Origin of the sequence: Paenibacillus sp. GP183, from assembly GCF_900104695.1 — a bacterium.
In the GTDB taxonomy this organism is placed as follows: Bacteria; Bacillota; Bacilli; order Paenibacillales; family NBRC-103111; genus Paenibacillus_AI.
On record NZ_FNSW01000001.1, the window covers coordinates 2742086 to 2760350 of the forward strand.

18 protein-coding genes and 2 pseudogenes are annotated in these 18265 nt (G+C 44.1%); 8 read left to right on the forward strand and 12 right to left on the reverse strand.

All coding sequences use genetic code 11. From position 1 onward, the window contains the following. Positions 1-1287 carry an NAD(P)-binding domain-containing protein gene (locus BLV33_RS13530; protein WP_090792300.1) on the forward strand — a complete coding sequence of 429 codons (1287 nt, stop codon included), beginning with the start codon at positions 1-3 and terminating at the stop codon, positions 1285-1287. Positions 1288-1355: 68 nt separating this feature from the next. Here the strand turns inward: BLV33_RS13530 and BLV33_RS13535 are convergent, their stop codons facing one another. Beyond that, positions 1356-1673, reverse strand: coding sequence for a pyrimidine/purine nucleoside phosphorylase (locus BLV33_RS13535; protein ID WP_090792303.1), 318 nt, complete (start codon positions 1671-1673; stop codon positions 1356-1358). A 46-nt stretch (positions 1674-1719) separates the two neighbouring features. Further along, positions 1720-3741 carry a transketolase gene (gene tkt / locus BLV33_RS13540; protein WP_090792306.1) on the reverse strand — a complete coding sequence of 674 codons (2022 nt, stop codon included), beginning with the start codon at positions 3739-3741 and terminating at the stop codon, positions 1720-1722. A gap of 237 nt (positions 3742-3978) precedes the next feature. Between tkt and BLV33_RS13545 the strand changes: the two genes are divergently transcribed. The 4 genes from BLV33_RS13545 (at position 3979) to BLV33_RS13560 (ending at position 7668) form a co-directional block, all read left to right on the forward strand. Then, on the forward strand, positions 3979-4521 hold the full coding sequence (locus tag BLV33_RS13545) for a DUF1697 domain-containing protein (RefSeq protein ID WP_090792309.1): 543 nt from the start codon (positions 3979-3981) through the stop codon (positions 4519-4521). A gap of 238 nt (positions 4522-4759) precedes the next feature. Beyond that, complete coding sequence (locus BLV33_RS13550) at positions 4760-5434, forward strand: response regulator transcription factor (RefSeq protein WP_090792312.1); 675 nt, start codon at positions 4760-4762, stop codon at positions 5432-5434. A 34-nt stretch (positions 5435-5468) separates the two neighbouring features. Next, the gene (locus BLV33_RS13555) at positions 5469-6737 is read left to right on the forward strand and encodes a sensor histidine kinase (RefSeq protein ID WP_139305740.1); all 1269 of its coding nucleotides are present in this window, start codon (positions 5469-5471) and stop codon (positions 6735-6737) included. A gap of 187 nt (positions 6738-6924) precedes the next feature. Then, positions 6925-7668, forward strand: coding sequence for a PepSY domain-containing protein (locus BLV33_RS13560; protein ID WP_090792321.1), 744 nt, complete (start codon positions 6925-6927; stop codon positions 7666-7668). A 22-nt stretch (positions 7669-7690) separates the two neighbouring features. Here BLV33_RS13560 and BLV33_RS13565 read toward each other — a convergent pair whose 3' ends face one another. Then, on the reverse strand, positions 7691-8593 hold the full coding sequence (locus BLV33_RS13565) for an IS1595 family transposase (protein WP_139305741.1): 903 nt from the start codon (positions 8591-8593) through the stop codon (positions 7691-7693). Positions 8594-8692: 99 nt separating this feature from the next. Between BLV33_RS13565 and BLV33_RS30735 the strand changes: the two are divergent. Next, a pseudogene (locus BLV33_RS30735) lies at positions 8693-8791 on the forward strand (PepSY domain-containing protein); the annotation flags it as partial. A gap of 144 nt (positions 8792-8935) precedes the next feature. Here BLV33_RS30735 and BLV33_RS30740 read toward each other — a convergent pair. From BLV33_RS30740 to BLV33_RS13590, 5 genes and pseudogenes are all read right to left on the reverse strand, one after another. Then, positions 8936-9148 (reverse strand): LysM peptidoglycan-binding domain-containing protein, encoded by a 213-nt coding sequence (locus BLV33_RS30740; protein WP_090792325.1) that lies wholly within the window; start codon positions 9146-9148, stop codon positions 8936-8938. Positions 9149-9372: 224 nt separating this feature from the next. Then, a complete protein-coding gene (locus BLV33_RS13575) occupies positions 9373-10458 on the reverse strand; it encodes an RNA-guided endonuclease InsQ/TnpB family protein (RefSeq protein ID WP_090792328.1) in 1086 nt (361 codons plus the stop codon). A gap of 2 nt (positions 10459-10460) precedes the next feature. Continuing rightward, a pseudogene (gene tnpA / locus BLV33_RS13580) lies at positions 10461-10869 on the reverse strand (IS200/IS605 family transposase). Positions 10870-10988: 119 nt separating this feature from the next. Then, on the reverse strand, positions 10989-11339 hold the full coding sequence (locus BLV33_RS13585; protein WP_090792332.1) for a hypothetical protein: 351 nt from the start codon (positions 11337-11339) through the stop codon (positions 10989-10991). Positions 11340-11343: 4 nt separating this feature from the next. Beyond that, positions 11344-11802 (reverse strand): MarR family winged helix-turn-helix transcriptional regulator, encoded by a 459-nt coding sequence (locus BLV33_RS13590; RefSeq protein ID WP_090792335.1) that lies wholly within the window; start codon positions 11800-11802, stop codon positions 11344-11346. Positions 11803-11983: 181 nt separating this feature from the next. Between BLV33_RS13590 and BLV33_RS13595 the strand changes: the two genes are divergently transcribed. Beyond that, positions 11984-12856 (forward strand): hypothetical protein, encoded by an 873-nt coding sequence (locus BLV33_RS13595; protein ID WP_090792338.1) that lies wholly within the window; start codon positions 11984-11986, stop codon positions 12854-12856. Between the two features lie 241 nt (positions 12857-13097). Here BLV33_RS13595 and BLV33_RS13600 read toward each other — a convergent pair whose 3' ends face one another. The 3 genes from BLV33_RS13600 to BLV33_RS13610 form a co-directional block, all read right to left on the reverse strand. Then, on the reverse strand, positions 13098-14021 hold the full coding sequence (locus tag BLV33_RS13600; protein WP_090792343.1) for a F510_1955 family glycosylhydrolase: 924 nt from the start codon (positions 14019-14021) through the stop codon (positions 13098-13100). 71 nt (positions 14022-14092) lie between these two features. Next, positions 14093-15163 carry a sensor histidine kinase gene (locus BLV33_RS13605; RefSeq protein ID WP_090792346.1) on the reverse strand — a complete coding sequence of 357 codons (1071 nt, stop codon included), beginning with the start codon at positions 15161-15163 and terminating at the stop codon, positions 14093-14095. Next, positions 15160-15852, reverse strand: coding sequence for a response regulator transcription factor (locus BLV33_RS13610; RefSeq protein ID WP_090792350.1), 693 nt, complete (start codon positions 15850-15852; stop codon positions 15160-15162). The genes BLV33_RS13605 and BLV33_RS13610 overlap by 4 nt, the downstream gene beginning before the upstream one ends. Before the next feature lie 281 nt (positions 15853-16133). Between BLV33_RS13610 and BLV33_RS13615 the strand changes: the two genes are divergently transcribed. Continuing rightward, entirely contained in the window at positions 16134-16559 is a 426-nt protein-coding gene (locus tag BLV33_RS13615; RefSeq protein WP_139305742.1) for a polyadenylate binding domain-containing protein, read from the forward strand. Positions 16560-16674: 115 nt separating this feature from the next. Here BLV33_RS13615 and BLV33_RS13620 read toward each other — a convergent pair whose 3' ends face one another. Continuing rightward, a complete protein-coding gene (locus BLV33_RS13620) occupies positions 16675-18252 on the reverse strand; it encodes a SagB family peptide dehydrogenase (protein WP_090792356.1) in 1578 nt (525 codons plus the stop codon). Between the last annotated feature and the right edge of the window lie 13 nt (positions 18253-18265).

Here is an 18265-nt window from a genome sequence, read left to right on the forward strand (position 1 = left end):
ATGAAACGAATCGGATTTATCGGGCTTGGCACTATGGGTAAACCTATGGCGGCAAACCTGATTCGTAAAGGATATTCAGTGACTGTATACAATCGAACTGCCGAAAAAGCGGAAGAGTTAGCGCGTTTAGGCGCAAGCATAGCCCTCACACCGGCAGAAGCAGTACGGAACTCAGATGTATTAATTACAATGCTCAGCGATGACAAGGTCCTGCTGGACACCTTTTACAGTGAACATGGAATTCTCAGCGGCATCCATCCGGCGCTGACCATGATCGATTGCAGCACAGTGGCTCCTCAAACAAGCCAGCGTCTCAGCGAAGAATTGGCCAACCATTTTGTGGATTTTCTGGATGCCCCGGTAACGGGCAGCTCGCCGGCTGCTGAAGCTGGAACCCTTGCCTTCATGGTAGGCGGAAGTAAAGAGATTTTTGATGAGCAAGCCGATATATTTGCCGCACTCGGCAGCAAAATGCTGTATGTGGGCCCATCCGGAGCCGGTTCCTATGCCAAAATAGCCCATAACGCTATGGTTGGAATCAACGCTATTGGTTTGGCTGAAGGCTTGTCGATCGCAACCAAAGCGGGCATCGATCCGGCCGTCTTCCTTGAGATCGTTAAGTCCGGCGGCGCAAACAGCAGACAAGCCGAGCTAAAGGGCGAAAAAATCATTAATCGTGATTTCAGCAATCAGTTCTCTCTGAAGCTCATGCTGAAGGATATGCTGCTTGCTTCCGATCTGACGGCACGATTCCAACTTCCTGCCCCCATGCTGCACAATGCTACAAGTATGTTCCAAATGGGGCTCAGCAAAGGGCTCGGCGAGGAAGATCTGAGCTCCGTTATCCAAATCTATGAGGAATGGATGCAGCAGCTGGTATTAAGACGCACCGAAGCAGCAGCAGCTATGGACAACAAGCCCGCATCTCCTTTGTCCGGCCGTGAACGCCGCCGCGATACTCGTGTGATGCTGGGCATCAAGCTCCTTCTCTCGGTTTATCAATGGGAACAAGTAGGAGCCTTCTCCGGCCAAAATATTGAAGGCACGCTGTTTGACTTATCCGAAAGCGGATTACAGATCACTTCCAAATTCCCCTTGGCTCCGGATATGTTCGTCGTGATTCACTTTCCGAAGGACGCGGACCTGCCGCCCATCACCGCAAAAGTCATTCGGATCGTCTCCAAGGGCAATGAATTCCAATACGGATGTATGCTTTCCGGCCTGCCGCCTTATGTGCGGATTAAACTGGAGAAGTATATTGAAGCTCATATTGACAGCGCCATCTGATCCGGCTAAAAAGAAGAACCTCCGCGACCTGGAAATTCTCCTGGCTGCGGGGGTTCTATTCATGTTGTTTATTCGTGAATATAGGAGCAGATATAATCGCTGACGGTTTGCACGTCCAGTTTAAACTTCGAGTTCGCCGGAACCGTGAACTCGCCAGTACCCTGGATGGAAATCCATTCATTAGAGCCTGGAAGCGATACCTTCAGCTCGCCTGATTGAATTTCCATGATTTCTTTGGAATCGGTGCCGAATTCATATTCGCCAGGCATAAGTATGCCTAATGTTTTTTTCGTGCCATCCGCGAACAATACGGTGCGGCTAGTTACTTTTCCATCAAAGTAAACATTGGCCTTCGTGACAACTGTAACATTTTCAAAACTGGACATCCCGCGTTTCCCCCTTAAGCTCATCTCACATGTTTTCCTCTTATGACTATGAAAGTAAAGCTTTTACCTTTGCAGCTACGTTCTCAGGCGTGAAACCATATTCCTTAATGATTATATCCCCAGGGGCTGAAGCTCCGAATGTAGTAATTCCAAGGGTCGAACCCTGATCTCCCACATAGCGTTCCCAACCCAGCGGCTGCGCCATCTCCACAGCAAGACGCTTCTTCACCTTCGGCAGAATGACGGAATCTTTGTAAGCTTGAGTTTGCTTCTCAAACAACTCCAGACTTGGCATACTCACGACACGCACATGAATGCCTTCTTCTTTAAGCAATTTTTGCGCGGCAATTGCGAGCTGGACTTCGGAGCCGGTAGCCAAAATTTGAGCGTCAGGCTGGCCATTGTCGGCATCCGAGATCACATAAGCGCCTTTGCCCAGATTGGCTTTGGCCTTCTCCGCCGAGCCTTCGAGAATCGGCAGGTTTTGGCGGGTAAGAATCAGTGCGTAAGGGCCGTCTTGATGCGAAAGCACATAGCGCCAAGCTTCGGACGTCTCATTCGCGTCAGCGGGACGAATCACAGTGATGCCTGGAATTACGCGCAGTGCAGGCAGCTGCTCAATTGGCTCATGTGTAGGGCCGTCCTCGCCTACAGCGATGCTGTCATGCGTAAATACATAAATCACCGGTTGATTCATGATAGCGGCTAAGCGAATAGATGGACGAAGGTAATCGGTGAATACGAAGAAGGTAGCTCCGAATACCCTTAAACCGCCATGAAGACTCATCCCATTGAGTGCTGTACCCATTCCGAATTCACGGACACCGAACCAAATATTGCGGCCGGCGTAATTATCCGGGGTAAAGTCGGCATCACCTTTAATCATGGTGTTATTGGAGCTCGCCAGGTCCGCTGATCCGCCGAATAATTGCGGCAGATGCCCCGCGATCGCATTGATCGCGTTACCGGACGCAGCCCGTGTCGCAAGCGGCTTATCCGAGGTGGAGTACACAGGAAGCTCTGAGTCCCAGCCCGAAGGAAGCTCTCCGCTAACAGCCATACTGAACTGCTCGCCGAGCTCAGGGTAAATCTCGATATAATCTGCGAGCATTTTGCTCCAGGCTTCCTCGGAGTCGATGCCTTTTTCTTTAATGATACTGAAATGAGCCCTCACTTCGTCCGGTACAAAAAAGTCCGGTTCTTCGGGCCATCCGTAGAATTTCTTGGTCAATTTAATCTCGTCGGCTCCAAGCGGGGAACCGTGAGGTCCCACATGTCCGCCTTTGCCGCCTTTGTTCGGGCTGCCGTAACCGATCGTCGTTTTCACTTCGATCAAGGTCGGACGCTTTGTTTCTGCTTTAGCTTTCTCGATGGCTTGGCCGATAGCCGACAGATCATTTTGCTCTTCAACGCGAATCACTTGCCAGCCATAGGCTTCAAAGCGCTTTTGCACACTTTCGGAGAAGGATTTATTCAGCTCTCCGTCCAGGGAGATATCGTTGGAATCGTAAAGCATGATTAATTTGCCGAGCTGCAGATGCGCAGCCAAAGAGACAGCCTCGGAGGAAACGCCCTCCATCATATCGCCGTCGCCGCAAAGCGCGAATGTATAGTGGTCGATTACTGGGAAATTGTCTTTATTGTAGGTTGCTCTGAGGTGCGCTTCCGCCATAGCCATGCCCACCGCCATACCTACGCCTTGACCGAGAGGTCCGGTTGTAGCATCGACGCCCGCGGTATGTCCAAATTCCGGATGGCCTGGAGTCTTGCTCCCCCACTGACGGAAATTTTTGATTTCTTCAATAGGCAAATCGTAGCCGCAAAGGTGCAGCAAGCTGTAGAGCAGCATGGAACCATGTCCGGCAGAAAGAACAAAACGGTCGCGATTGATCCATTTGGGATTGGCCGGATTGTGCTTCATTTGCTGAGCCCATAAAACATACGCCATTGGAGCTGCCCCCATGACAATACCCGGGTGGCCTGATTTTGCTTTCTCTACGGCATCCATGCCCAGTGTGCGAATCGTATTGATCGCGAGTTCCTCGATGGATTTATTCGTCACAGTCATTGAAATTTTCCCTCCTACATATATCTCTCAAACAAATCACTTGAATCATTGTACCATTTGCTTTCGAGCTTTGCCACAATAAACCACTGAATCGAAAGATGTCTATACCTTGCTCCTCCATGTCAATTTTATTCAATTATTGTAATGATTTTAGACGTTTTGTCTTTAAAGAAAGTTGATTCCTTTGTGAGAAACGGTACAATATGAAGTATATTATTCATAAAGTGAGGTTCTGCCATGAAAACTCATGTAGCCTTGTTGCGTGGAATCAATGTCAGCGGAAAAAAGATGGTTAAAATGGAGCATTTGAGAGGCATCTTTGAGAGTCTGGACTATCAAAATGTAAAAACGTATATTCAATCCGGTAATGTGATTTTTGACACGAAGAAAGAGGCAGCCGAGCTTATTTGCGATAAAATTGAAAAGGAGCTGGCGAGGGTTCTCGGGTTTGACGTCCCTGTGATTATCAGGACGCTTGAGGAGCTTGAGGACAGCATAAAAAATAATCCATTTGAGGGTGCAGACTCTTCGGAAAAAGACGGGTACACCACATTTTTATCGAGCAAACCTTCGGATCAAGCCATAGACAAAATAGCTGCATACAAAAGTGACACAGATGAGCTGCGAATTGTGAATCGTGAAGTTTATCTGTTATGCCGGCATAAAGGTTATGGAGAAACTATATATTCCAATACTTTTCTCGAAAAAAAGCTCGGAGTGTCAGCAACAACGCGCAATTGGAAAACAATTAATGCCATTATTAATATGGCTAATAATTAGGAGAATTTGAGTAAAGAAGGCTCTGCGCTATCGCGGGGCTTTTATTTTTTTCTCCTCAATCCATTCAAATAAAAAACAAATCAAAATGAAATAGAAATCAAATGATTATCCAACAACCATTTAATTTTCGAATGCCATAATTAAGCGATGTAAGAAACAAAATGAGCGAGAGTCCCAATGAATATGAGCAGCTAAAAATGATCAAAATAAATAAGAAAAAGCTTAAAGAGAGGTTTCTATGCGGTTACTTGTAGTAGAAGACGATCTTTTATTACGAAACACTATGGTAAGAGCATTAAAGGCTGAAGGCTTCAAGGTGGATGATGTAGAAAATGGAAAAGAAGGATTATTGATGTCCGAGCAAGGGATATACGATTTAATTCTATTAGATATTATGCTGCCTGAAATGGATGGTTTTTCCTTCATCAAAGAGTTACATGACAAATCCATTATGACCCCCATATTACTGGTAACCGCAAGAGACAGCGTAGAAGACCGAGTTAAAGGACTGGATATCGGAGCTGATGATTACCTGGTTAAACCATTTGCCATGGATGAACTATTGGCACGTATTCGGGTGTTATTGCGCAGACAAGGAAAAAACATGATTCAAGATGAATTAAGTTACGGTCCCATATCGTTAATAAAAGAAAAATATGACGGTTTTGCGGATGGAAACAAACTTAATTTGACGGTTAAAGAATACGAACTGCTGGAGCTGTTATTAACACGCCCGGAGCAAATCTTAACTAGAGAACAAATTTTTAACCGGATTTGGGGATTTTATTCGGAATCCAATATTACAATTGTTGATTTATATGTGCATTACTTGCGAAAAAAGTTAAGTGAGTACGACTGTGACCCATACATTCGCACGATACGGGGCATTGGTTATATGCTTGGGGGTGCGTAGGTTGTTTCGGAAAACGCGGATAAGGTTAGTAGCGATGAATGCCATCGTATTTATTCTAATTTTTTATTTATGTGTCAATATGTTGTTTTTTTATGCTAAGTTCCATATGTACAACAACGTAGATAGAAGATTACAAGATATAGGCAATAGTATGAAGAGTGAGAAACTTGATGTTTTTTTAGCGGCTTGGGACGATAATCGCAGAGGTGATCAGCTCATCTTCTACGTGCTAACGGATAAACAAGGGAACGGATATCAAATTCCACCGAGTACTGTTCCTTATAAGCTAGTCACCTCAGTTAAAGACCGATCTTCATCTTCTACCGAGTCTATACAAACAATCATGACAGGCAACCGGGAAAGCCGTGTGCTCAATATTCCTGTAACGAAGTCTACCGATACTAAGACAAATATTCCTTTCTATAATATTATCAACGATCCTATTGTATCGGTACAAGTGGTACGCAGTCTGTATCCCGAACAATTTTTATTTAATGAGCTTCAATCGATTATGCCCATAGTAAGTATTTCAGGTGCGGTTTTGGCCATCTTAGCAGGATTTTATTTAGCCGGCCGTGCTCTTATACCGATTCTTTCATCATGGAATAAGCAGCAGCGTTTTGTAGCAGACGCTTCCCATGAATTGCGGACACCGCTCGCGGTAATGCAGACCAATACAGAAATGTTGTTGCGCTACCCCAAACATACGATTGAGGAAGAAAGCGAGAATATTTCGGTTATATTAAAAGAAGTAAGGCGAATGATTAGTTTAGTATCCGATCTGCTTACCTTAGCCAGATCCGAAAGTAACCAATTACAAATCAGGCATCAATCCTTTTTGTTGGATGAAACCATTAACGAAATGCTCGAACAATACTGTTTATTTGCGGAAATGAATAATAGAACAATCTATTCTGACGTTGAAAAACAGATTCCATTCTTGGGTGATGAGGAACGTATTCGGCAACTGCTTGTCATTTTATTGGATAATGCGATTAAATACACGCCGGAACAAGGGAAAATTACAGTAACTTGCCGTCAACAGAAACATTTTGCTGAGATTAGTATAGAAGACACAGGTATGGGTATTTCGAAGCAAGACTTGCCTCTAATATTCGATAGATTTTATAGGGGAGACAAAGTTCGGTCGCGTTCCCAAGGAGGCTACGGGCTGGGATTATCCATAGCCAAATGGATTGTAGAAGCGCATAAAGGGAAAATTCGTGTAGAAAGTCATCTAGGGACAGGCACCCGTTTCATTCTTACTTTTCCTTTAAAGAAGTTAGCGTCAAATCATTCGTAAACAAATACACTGACTAAAGAAGGCTCTGCGCTATCGCTGAGCTTTTTATTGTTTTCTCCCCTATCCTTTCAAATGAAAAACAAATCAATATGAAATAGAAATCAAATCGTTATCCAACGGCCATTTAATTTTCGAATGCCATAATAAGCGATGTAAGAAACAAAATATACTGAGGAGTGAAGAGAAAATGAACAAGGTTAACTTTAAGAAAGTAGTATTTGGAGTATCTTTAGGAACGGTAATGGCGCTTGGTTCTATGTCATCTGCTTTTGCTGCAGACATTAATAATCCTACGGCTCAGGCTAAAAAAGTGGAGCCGCAACAACAGAATCAAGCAAAGCCATATACTCAAGAGCAAGTCAAGGCCCTCGCATTAAAACAATATCAAGGAACTGTGAAAGATATTAAATTAAATAAAGAAAATGGCAAAGACGTTTATGTAACTGTAATCCATGGTCAAGACGGAAAAGACCATACGGTGAAAATGGATGCAGCTACGGGCAAAAACGTGAATTTCACACAACAGCAAGTCAAAGACAACGCATTAAAACAATATCAAGGAACTATGAAAGATATTAAATTAAATAAAGAAAACGGCAAAGACGTTTATGTAACTGTAATCCATGGTCAAGACGGAAAAGACCATACGGTGAAAATGGATGCAGTCACGGGTGAAAACGTGAATTTCACACAACAGCAAGCCAAAGACATCGCATTGAAACAATATCAAGGAACTGTGAAAGATATTAAATTAAATAAAGAAAATGGCAAAGACGTTTATGTCACTGTAATCCATGGTCAAGACGGAAAAGACCATACGGTGAAAATGGATGCAGTCACTGGCGAAAACGTGAATTTCACACAACAGCAAGCCAAAGACAACGCATTAAAACAATATAAAGGAACTGTAAAAGATATTAAATTAATTTGAATATCAAGTTAGCTCCGCATCGTCATATGGTAAGTTCTTGGTAAGTAATGGTATCGGTAGAAATACAAGCGGATAAAAGCCGATTGAACAGTTGTCCTTCAAACTGTCTGCGGTTGGTACGAAAGCAAAATTCATTCAAGTAGGCTTGCAGATGCTTGGGTGCCAAGCCGTGAAACGTACCGCCAATAAAAGCTTTGGCGTTTGAGATCATCGTATGAAGCCACTTCAAATGATCCGGGTTTTCTTTGACGTTGAATTTGAGCGGCTGATGGTTGTATTCTTTCGCAAGCGCGTTGTAAGAATGGTAAGCATCGCTGCTGATCGTTGCGCCGGGTTCGATATAACGCTGTGCAAAATCGATCAGCGTTTTCCCTTTTACATCCGGAATCACTTGCATCTTGACGTATTGCGGTGCTCCCTGTTTGTTGAGTGAAACGCCTACGAGCACGGGCGTTTGTTCGGTGCCACGACCGCGTTTGCCGCCTTCTGTTGGTGCGCCAAAGAAGGCATCATCGAGTTCAACCAAGCCAGCCAGTCGATAGTTGGCATCGCGATCACCCATAGCTTTCCTGACTTTCTGAAGGAGCAACCAGGCTGTCGGATAGGTCAATTCAAGTTCTCGAGCGATATAGGTTGCAGAGATGCCGCGTTTATCATGGGCCACTAAAAAGATCGTCCAAAACCAGGTCAATAAAGGCGTGTGCGTTTTATGCATAATGGTACCAGCCGTCACGGAAGTTTGATGCTTACAGGCCACACACTGGTAAAGCTTCCGCGTCTCTAGGAAATAGAACGATTGGCTTTGGCATTTCGGACAGCAAAACCCTTCGGGCCAACGAATCTGGAACAGATGATCGTGACATGCTTGTTCCGTATCGAACTTCTCTTGAAACCTCTTGAGCGTCATCGTTTCTTGTTGAGCCACGCCAATCACTCCCGAACATTCGTTTGTATTTATTATATCAAACAAATGTTCGTATTTAAAGACCTTGCTGAAACAACTTGATATTCAAATAAATTAAATAAAGAAAACGGCAAAGACGTTTATGCCATTGTAATCCATGGCCAAGACGGAAAAGACCATAATGTAAAAATTGATGCCAATACCGGAGAAATTCGCTAATCATTAGCTAATGTAAATATAACGAAAAATAAGAGCTGTTCCCAAAAGTCATCGCAAATGACTAAGGGGCAGCCCTTTCTTTTATCTAATTGTCAGGAGGCATTGACAGAACATCGGAGATCGTGCAACGGTGGATGAACTGATTCATTGATGTGTGTGCGTGTGTGTATGTGTGTGCGTGTGTGTGTGAGTGTGGATTTGATGGGCAGGATGAGGCGGAACCGGAATAAAGATTCTTTGACCCGGGTGAACGAAGTGACTGTGAAGTCTATTTGCATGCATGATGGCTGCTGCAGTAACACCATACCTATAAGCAATACTAGACAAAGTTTCTCCAGGTTGAACAATATGCTCCATTTACATTATTCCTCCTTTCATGCTTATATATTTATCAAGGTATGGCTAGGGCATAGATTAAGTGCAGGGCTTAAGCGGAATCTAGGGGGAAATTGTTACCACCCGTATTTATTGAATGTATAGGTGACATGCTCCCATGCCTAAAGGCAGGGGCTTCTCAGATCATCGGGGATCGTAACCTTTCCCCTCCTTGGAGGCTCTATCCAAGCCTAGTCTTTTTTAGGTTACGATACGTTTTTCAAAGCTAGGTTTAGTATGTTAATCGCCGCATTTACGTCCCGATCTGCAATGTATCCGCAAGAACATTGATGCGTTCGTTCGGATAGTGTTTTTTTGACGATTTCACCACAGTTGGAGCATTGTTGAGATGTGTTGTATGGATTCACTTGCACCACTTGACGACCGGCACTTTCAGCCTTGTACATCACGAATTGTACGAGTTGCTGCCATCCTGCATCAACAATGCTTTTTGCAAGATGATGGTTCTTAACCAACCCTAATACGTTTAAATCTTCAAAAGCAATCAATTGGTACTGGTTTACGAGTTTACGAGAAACTTTGTGCGCATGATCTTTTCGCTGATTGGCTACATGCTCATGCAATTTCGCCAATTGATGTACAGCTTTGCTTCTACGTTTCGAACCTTTTTTCTTTTTGGATACGGCACGTTGTAGATGTTTCAATCGTTGTTCACTTAGACGAAGATATTTGGGTGATTCTATCGGTTCTCCTTCAGATGGTATTGCAAGGTGTTTGAGTCCTAAGTCGATACCAACCTTCATGTTTGTTATAGGCAAAGGTTTGGCTTCAGCTTCACACGAAAAACAAGCATAGTATTTTCCGTTTTTGATAATGATGGAACAGGTTTTCATCTTGCCTTGCAGTTCTCGATGTAGTTTTATTTTCACTTCACCGATCTTGGATAGCTTTATTTTATTGCCATGGATTGTGTACCCGCCTTGCGGATAGGTAAACGAATCGTACCTCGATTGTGGTTTGAAACGTGGGAACCCTGGAGTCTCGGCTTGCTTCACTCGTCTAAAAAATGCTTGATACGCCTTATCCAATCGTTTCGCAACATCCTGTAACACTTGCGAATGCACTTGCTTTAATGCCGGAATGTGTTGTTTACGCTCGTTGAACGTGTTTGCTTGATCGTAGTAGTTCGGTGTTTTCCCTTCTTGTTTGTAGGCAAGAATACGTTCCTCTAGTAACCGGTTATACAACAAACGGCAGCGTTCAAGAGTAAATTGTATCTTCTGTTTTTGCTCTTTTGTTGGGTATATTCGGTATTTGTAGGCAACAAGCAATACTATTCACCTCGTTCTTTTTGGCTTTCAATATATTTTTTGATTACATCCAGTTGAACTGTACCTACGGTTGCAACAAAATACGAGTTTGTCCATAGGGAAGGGAGTCTACTTTTTAGATGGTTAAACTCTAGTCTTAGCACTCTTGACGTGTACCCTTTCAAATGTTTCACTACTTTGTGGATTCCAAACTGTGGATCGCAATTGATGAGCAAATGAACATGATCGGGCATGATTTCCATTTCAACGATTTGTGTTTAACGCTTTAGACTTCTCTAAAAACAAACTTTTTAGCCTTGTATCAATTGGTTCTTTGAGTACCTTTTTTCGATACTTAGGACCAAAAACAACATGATATTTACAATCAAAAACGATATTATGATTACTTTCTGCTTTTCTACTCAATGTCATCACCTACAGTAAATTGTACCACAAATAGTTAGTTTAATGTAGTTTATCTAACATGTTTTAAAGAGAGAATTTAAGAATTTTGCTCTTAACATCCCTAAAGGGATGCAGAGCAAATTGCCTTATATCCCCATGGCTAAAGCAAGGGGTTTTACGGCGAATTTGATAATAAAACCTAAAGAAATCAAAACGGATAATGTATTCATAACTTTCATCCAGGTGGGCATATGTTTGTGTTTTTTTAGGCTGTAAATCGCATAAATCGATGAAATCAAAGTTGCAATCACCATAGCTCTTCGGAGCCAAAGTAACCCTGACATGTCAACCATCATATTGGTCGAACTGCCAAGTACAAGCAGGATCAGCGTATGAAGCCAGTGATGCGAAGAAGCAATAATTGAGAAAATAATCGATGATACTGAAGCTGCAATGGTTGAAGCCGTTCCTTTTTTATGAAGATATTGAGGGTCCATTTTATCACTCCTCACTGTTAATATTATCTCGCCTTACTTCAGTCAGCGAATTAGTGAACGTTTTAAAACTTTCATAAAACTGAGCTTGCTCGGAATCAGACATTTTCCCAAGAATGGTTTTATAAAAATCAACCGACTGGTCACGTACTCTGTGAATGGAGCTCGTACCTTTTTCGGTTAAAGCCAGCACGACCTCCCTGCGATTGTTTTCGTTTAAATCCCTTGAAACAAATCCACCTTTTACAAGGCCGTCAATCAATCTGCTAACCGAACTTCTCTCTAATTGAAGTTTTTCAGCCAGTTCAGTTATCGTAAGCGTTTGTTTCTCCAGCTCTTGAAGAGCAAAAACTTGTGATAGAGACAATGAAAAACCACAAGGTGTTTTTGTTTGCTCTAAAAGTCCAAAAGATCGAATGAACTGTTGCATAATAGTTCTAAGTTCAAGTACATTTTCTCTTTGCATGGATACCCTCATTATTCGTGTATAATGCATTTGTTGTATATTACACGAATAGGTTATCATGCAGTTGGGGGAAAGTCAATTAAACATGTTCTCGATAATTCCAGGCTTGGTTATCCTCTACACAAGACCTACACAAGTATCTTTTATAATAATAAAGAGAAAATAGATACAGGAGGAAATCATGAAAAAAGTAGCGATTTCAATTTTACTCACAGCTGCGCTCTTAACGGCATGCGGAAAATCAGGATCTATGGATCATTCCATGCACGGCGGAACGTCAGGAACAACGAATGCTCCCTCACCAAGCGCGTCTGCGGGAATGGATCATAGTGGTATGGCACAACAAGCAAGTTCCACACAAGCAGGAAATGTCCAAGCCCAATTTAAGCTTTCTGGTGATATGGCGATGCCGAACCAAGATACAACGATTTCGATTAAAATCCAGGACAAAGACGGCAAACCGATTGATAAATTTGATACGGTACATGAAAAACAAATGCACTTTATCATAGTCAGCAAGGATTTGTCTTTCTTTAACCACATTCACCCTGATTATAAAGGAAACGGCGAGTTTACCGTTACCACACAATTTCCCACAGCTGGTGAGTTCAAGGTGATTGCCGATATCACTCCAACGGGTATGGGAGCTATGAGTAAAAGCCAGTGGATGACGGTTCAAGGAGCATCACCTGCTCAAAAATCAATTGAACCTGAAACTACATTAACTAAAGTGGTAGACGGCAAGGAAGTGACGCTTTCATTTGATCACCTTATGGCGGGTATGGAACTGAACTTGAACTTCAATATTAAAGACGCTGCATCGAAGCAGCCTGTAACGGACCTTCAGCCTTATCTGGGAGCAGTTGGACATGTCGTGATCTTAACCCAAGATGCAGAAAATTATTTGCACGTACATCCAACAGTTGAAAAGGCGACAGGACCGGATGCCAAATTTATGGCAACGTTCCCGCATAGCGGCGTATATAAGATATGGGGACAATTCCAGCAAAACGGTAAAGTATTTACAGTACCGTACGTTGTAAAAGTGCCCTAAGTAATTAAATCACAATGGCACTGGTGCTCATCACGAAGGAAGCATTTACCTCTAGCACGCTGCACAAAAGAATTGGGGGGAAATAATGACTTTGGAGTCATTAAACCTGAGCTTAACCTTATTAAATAAACGTCAGAGCCCCAAGGGGGCGAGCCCAGCTGGGCTTTTATTTTACATATATATTTACCCCAATTGGAAGAAAACCAACAATTCATGCTTTTTTTCATGACAGAAGTTCAGCTCATGGTTGGTTTATGGCTTGTCCTTGATCAGCAATTTTCCGCCATGCGGCGCCATTATCGGTGGAAAGATACACGTCCTTTTTTGCCGTGGCGATCGCCATTTCTTTCGGATTGACCGGGCTTCCAGAAACGTACGCAATCACGTCTCCAGTTTTTACTGGCGTTTTGACGGTGACCGATCGTCTGGTTTCCAAATTGATATTCACCAATTCGGCTTTGGCGGTACCGATCATCAGATCCCCGTTATCCGTAAAAGCTAATGTGGAAACCGGCTGCTCCGTATAGACTGCGGCAAAATTTTGGCCGTTATCCTTTGAAAAATACGCCCCGGATTCCGTACCAATAGCAACAATTGCATCCTGTGTCGGATGTACAGCTAACGCCGTAATCTGCCCTGAAAGACCGGTCATTTGCCCGCTAACCCAGGATTTGCCCTCATCTCGACTGTAGAACAATCCCGCCTGCTTCATTTTCGAATTCGGTTCTGAATTAAGCACATATAGGGAATGAGTACGGTAACCCACGCTCATGCCATGAAGGTCCACTTCGCCCTCCAAAGCCAGAACGGTGATTGATTTCCCTTCATCCGTGCTTTTAATGAGGCCCAAGGGATTTTTGTATTTGGAACCCGCCGCAGGATGACCGCTGCTATAGAATCCGTTGTCTGCCACGGAGAAACCCATGTAATCATGCTTCTCCCCCGGGGCGTCGCTCCACTTGCCATCGCCATATACTTTGATCCCGTTATGTATCGGTATAAGAAGACGCTTCCCATCGCTGGAGTACCCCAAGCCGTGAATGTGCATAAAAGCAGTTTCCCCCGCATTATGGGACCCATGTTGATCATTAGACGTTTTCTTAGAACATGCGGTGAATGCTATTGCAATTACGATGGCCATAGCTAGTGTGATGACTTTTTTCAAGAAATCGCTCCCCTTTCAAAATAAATAGATCACCATAAGTATAATCATTACTTTTGAAAATCCTGTGTAGATTATATAGACAGTCGAATATAGAACGTAGTCCCTTGTTTGCCGCTTTCAGCCCAAACATGCCCGCTGTGAGCATTCACCAGCCTCTTTACAATGGTTAATCCCAAGCCACTGCCCCCGGTTCTCCGATTTCGTGACTTGTCCGCCCGGTAAAACCGCTCAAATATAAAGGGTAAATCTTCTGGTACAATGCCGCTGCCCGAATCCTGAATGGTCATGAGCACGTCTTGCTGTTCCTCTAATACTTCAATTCGCACGTTTCCATTTTCCGGAGTGAATTTAAGGGCATTGGTAAGCAGATTGACCAAAATCTGAATCATGCGATTACGGTCTGCAAAAATCCGGATGTTCGGACTGCAGCTAAACGAAAGATCCACCTTCTTTTCATGAAAAGCCGCAGAAACGAGGTCCACCCCTTGTTCAATCATCGATTTCAGCGGCTCTTCATTACGCTCCAATTGAAATGCCGGTGATTCCATGTGGGTCAAGTCTTCCAGCTCGACTACCATTTTCGTGAGGCGTTCAATTTCTTCGTAACAGGAATGGATACGTTCCGGAGTGGGTTCCCAAATGCCATCTTCAAATGCCCGCATATGGCTTTTCAAAGTGGTCAGCGGCGTTCGAAGTTCATGAGCGATGTCTTCGGTCATCGTTACCCGAAGCTGCTCTTGTTTATGCAGCTGCTTGGCCAGTTCATTTAACGAATTGCCTAATTCCGCAAGCTCGTTTTTACCTTCGATCTTCACCCTGGCGTCCAATTGGCCGTCTGACATCCGTTCCGCGGCCTGTTTCATGTCCACAAGCGGCTTGGAAATACGATTGGCGACATAAAAACCGATTAGGACCGCAAGGATGATGGAACCGGCGAACGTCCATATGATCGATTGAATGAGTGCCTGCTCCAAATGGTAATTCAATTGGGAAACATCATGGTTCATGCCTGCTGCCTGGTCATGAAACAAGGAAATATGGTAATGCGTCGCCAAAATGACGCTTACCGTCGATATCAATAAGATGCATGTCGATATGCCGATGATGATGAATGCCAGGCGCGTGTGCAATCGTTTATTCATTTCACAACACCTGTAAAGCGATAACCGGAACCGTATACAGTGACGATATACTGCGGCTTCTTGGGGTCCAACTCAATTTTGTGACGGATGTTTTTAATATGCTGGTCGATCGTCCGAATATCGCCATCAAATTCATAACCCATCACCTTATCCACCAATTCCTCACGCGAAAAATGCCGCTGCGGGTATTTCGCTAAAGCCAGGAGCAGCTTATATTCACTCGGTGTTAAACTGATCGGTTCTCCATGACTGAACACCGTATGCTTGAGCGAATCGATTTCCAGATGGCCCTGATTAAATGTTAAACGGTCGGCCAGCAAATGATTGTCATCCGTTCGGCGCAGGATAGCCCTGACCCTGGCCACGACCTCACGCGGATCAAAGGGCTTGGTCAAATAATCATCAGCACCAATGGACAAACCTTTGATTCGATTGTTATCCGACGCCTTGGCAGTAAGCATGAGAATCGGAACCGAATTGAATTGACGAATGGTTTGGCATACCAGTTCCCCATCCATGTCCGGAAGCATGAGATCCAGAATAACGAGATCGATCGATTGGTTTTGCAGCGAATGCAAAGCCTCATTTCCTGCAGCCGCTTCTAATACCCGAAATCCTTCTTTCATTAGATACGATGTGACGACATCGCGAATTTTCTCTTCATCATCCACCACTAAAATCGTTTTCATAACGAATCCACGACCTCCCCCTCGTATTCTAATTTTAACTCTTGTCGAGGCTCCGAACAAATGATGTGACGTATCATGGACAGCAAGCTCCTTGCGGATTTTTGACATCACACTCACAACGATTACCCTGCACTTGACTTCTTGTCCAATTGAAAAGATGGCTTCACATAGAATGGGGGGGGTAAATGACACTTCATATTTTTGTGGCCTAATAAATGACATTAGCCCAATTCTGGTGGGCAAGCATCACGATTTATTAGCGAAGCATACACTATCTAAATTTGAAATGGAGGTTTTTGAAAATGGCTTACAGCCCTTACTCTTTCCCGTATGGTCAATACACCACTCAGTACCCAGGTCAGTATTCTGGTCAGTATTCTGGTCAATATCCTGGTCAATATCCAACCCAATATCCAGGTCAATTCGGTCAGGTTTCGGGTCAGTATCCAGGTCAACTCGGTCAGTATCCGAGTCAATATCCAACCCAGTATCCAGGTCAATTCGGTCAGTTGCCGGGTCAGGTTTCGGGTCAGTATCCAGGTCAATTCGGTCAGTCAATGGGACAGTATGGAGCGACACCCTTTTCGCAATACTACCCTGGGACTTACCCCCAAACAGGAACTCAAGGCGGTCAAACTCCATTCACCGGAACTCAAATGGGTCAAATGAATACACCACTCACCGGTACCGGAGAAGGTACAAGATAAGCTTAATTTCTCACGTAAAGCCTTTAGAACAGAGCGCTTATTGCTTATTTAACACATGGGACGTGCAATGGTATCTGATTGCTCCAAAGATCATATCCGTCACGTCCTTGTATATTTAGCTGTGGAGGCCCGCCTCCAAACGAGGACGATGACGATAAAGACCGATCGGGATTTGGATCAGGCTGGTTTCACCCTGCAGAGCCATTTTATAGATCTCATCACTATTACTCGCATTAAATCCGAGAAGAGGTCGCCCACCCATCCCAGTGGCGCACGCTGCCAACAATAAGCGTTGGACGAGCATACCCGCTTCCATCTGCTGGATGCGGTATCCTCTGTATCCTAATGCTGTTTTGAAGAAATCCTTTTCCCCAGCCACATGCAGGCAGATCGGTACTTGGAACAAATTGATGTTGTCCAAGGACATTCCCTGCTGCAGCCGCAGCCGATGATCTCCAGGAAGTATCCGGCTCAGTGCATGATTTGCGCTGTCATAGCGGTAAGCGCCATTCGGAACATCTTCCACGTTATACAAACAGGCGTACACGGAGACGCGGGACCCAGATTTTTCATGCGGATTCTCCAAATCATTGCGATATGAAAAGGAAGCCAATGCCTCTTGCAAGAGAGCGGCCAATTGGGGTTGTGTTACCCTGCTCAAAACGAAATCTGTCTCCGGTGAATACCGTTTTCGGCAGATCGACGCCAAATCATACGACAATCGTTCCACATGGGGCATATATGCCAGCTGAATATTGTTATGAATTTTTTGGGCCACGCCGATCTGTCGAAACGATTCTGATGAATCCATCATGGATGCTTCGTTCATCTTGATTATCATGGGGAAGTCTTTGACTTTTCGGGATTTCTCGTAGCGATCATGTAGGACAGCTGGCAAATCCCGGCACAACTCCGCCGCCAAGACTTTCTTTGTTCTATCATTGTCAACAGCGAACCTAGTGATCACAGGCTCCGTCGAAAGCGGAATCACCGCATATACGTTCTCCTCCTTATCAGACAGCCCAAGCAGATGATTAACAGCCCGATCAAGAAACTGGAAATACACCCTTGATGCGAAACCGAACCGTTTTGCCACTTCAAGCAATTGCCCGATCAGCACGCCAGTATCCAACCCTTGCAGACGATAAGCAAAGTTATTATATTTAAAGAAGTTTTTCCAAAATACAGACGAAATAAAAACAGTGCCAAAACAAGCCGACAGGTCGCAGCGATTGCCAAGAGCCAGCTTCAGATAAGAATCAAAATCGCCTTCGCGAAGCAGTATCAAGCGATGGTGCGCGGCATCATAATGATAAACTCCTGCTGGAATATCCTTTGTCTTCAGATATACATATACTTCATTAGGATATAAACCGCCGCCTGATGGAACAAACCTCCGGTACATTTGCAATGGGCCGGCCGATTGTCCCAAGTTGATCGAGGCAAGGTATGAATGGCTCAACTGAGTGAGCCCGAATACATACCAGAGAAAATGACCGATGCAGGTCAGATCGATTCTGGAAGGCAATTCCCTGCCTTCAAGCGTCAGCGATACTTCCGGGGATAGAGGAAAGGCTGGCAAACCGCGATAGAGCTTATATTTTAATGGCGCGTCTTCCCAATCCACCTCATCAGGCGGTCTGGACGCGTTGGTATCTGCATGAAGATCGTGTAGAAAGGCTTCCAGACTCATCCTTCTTCCTCCT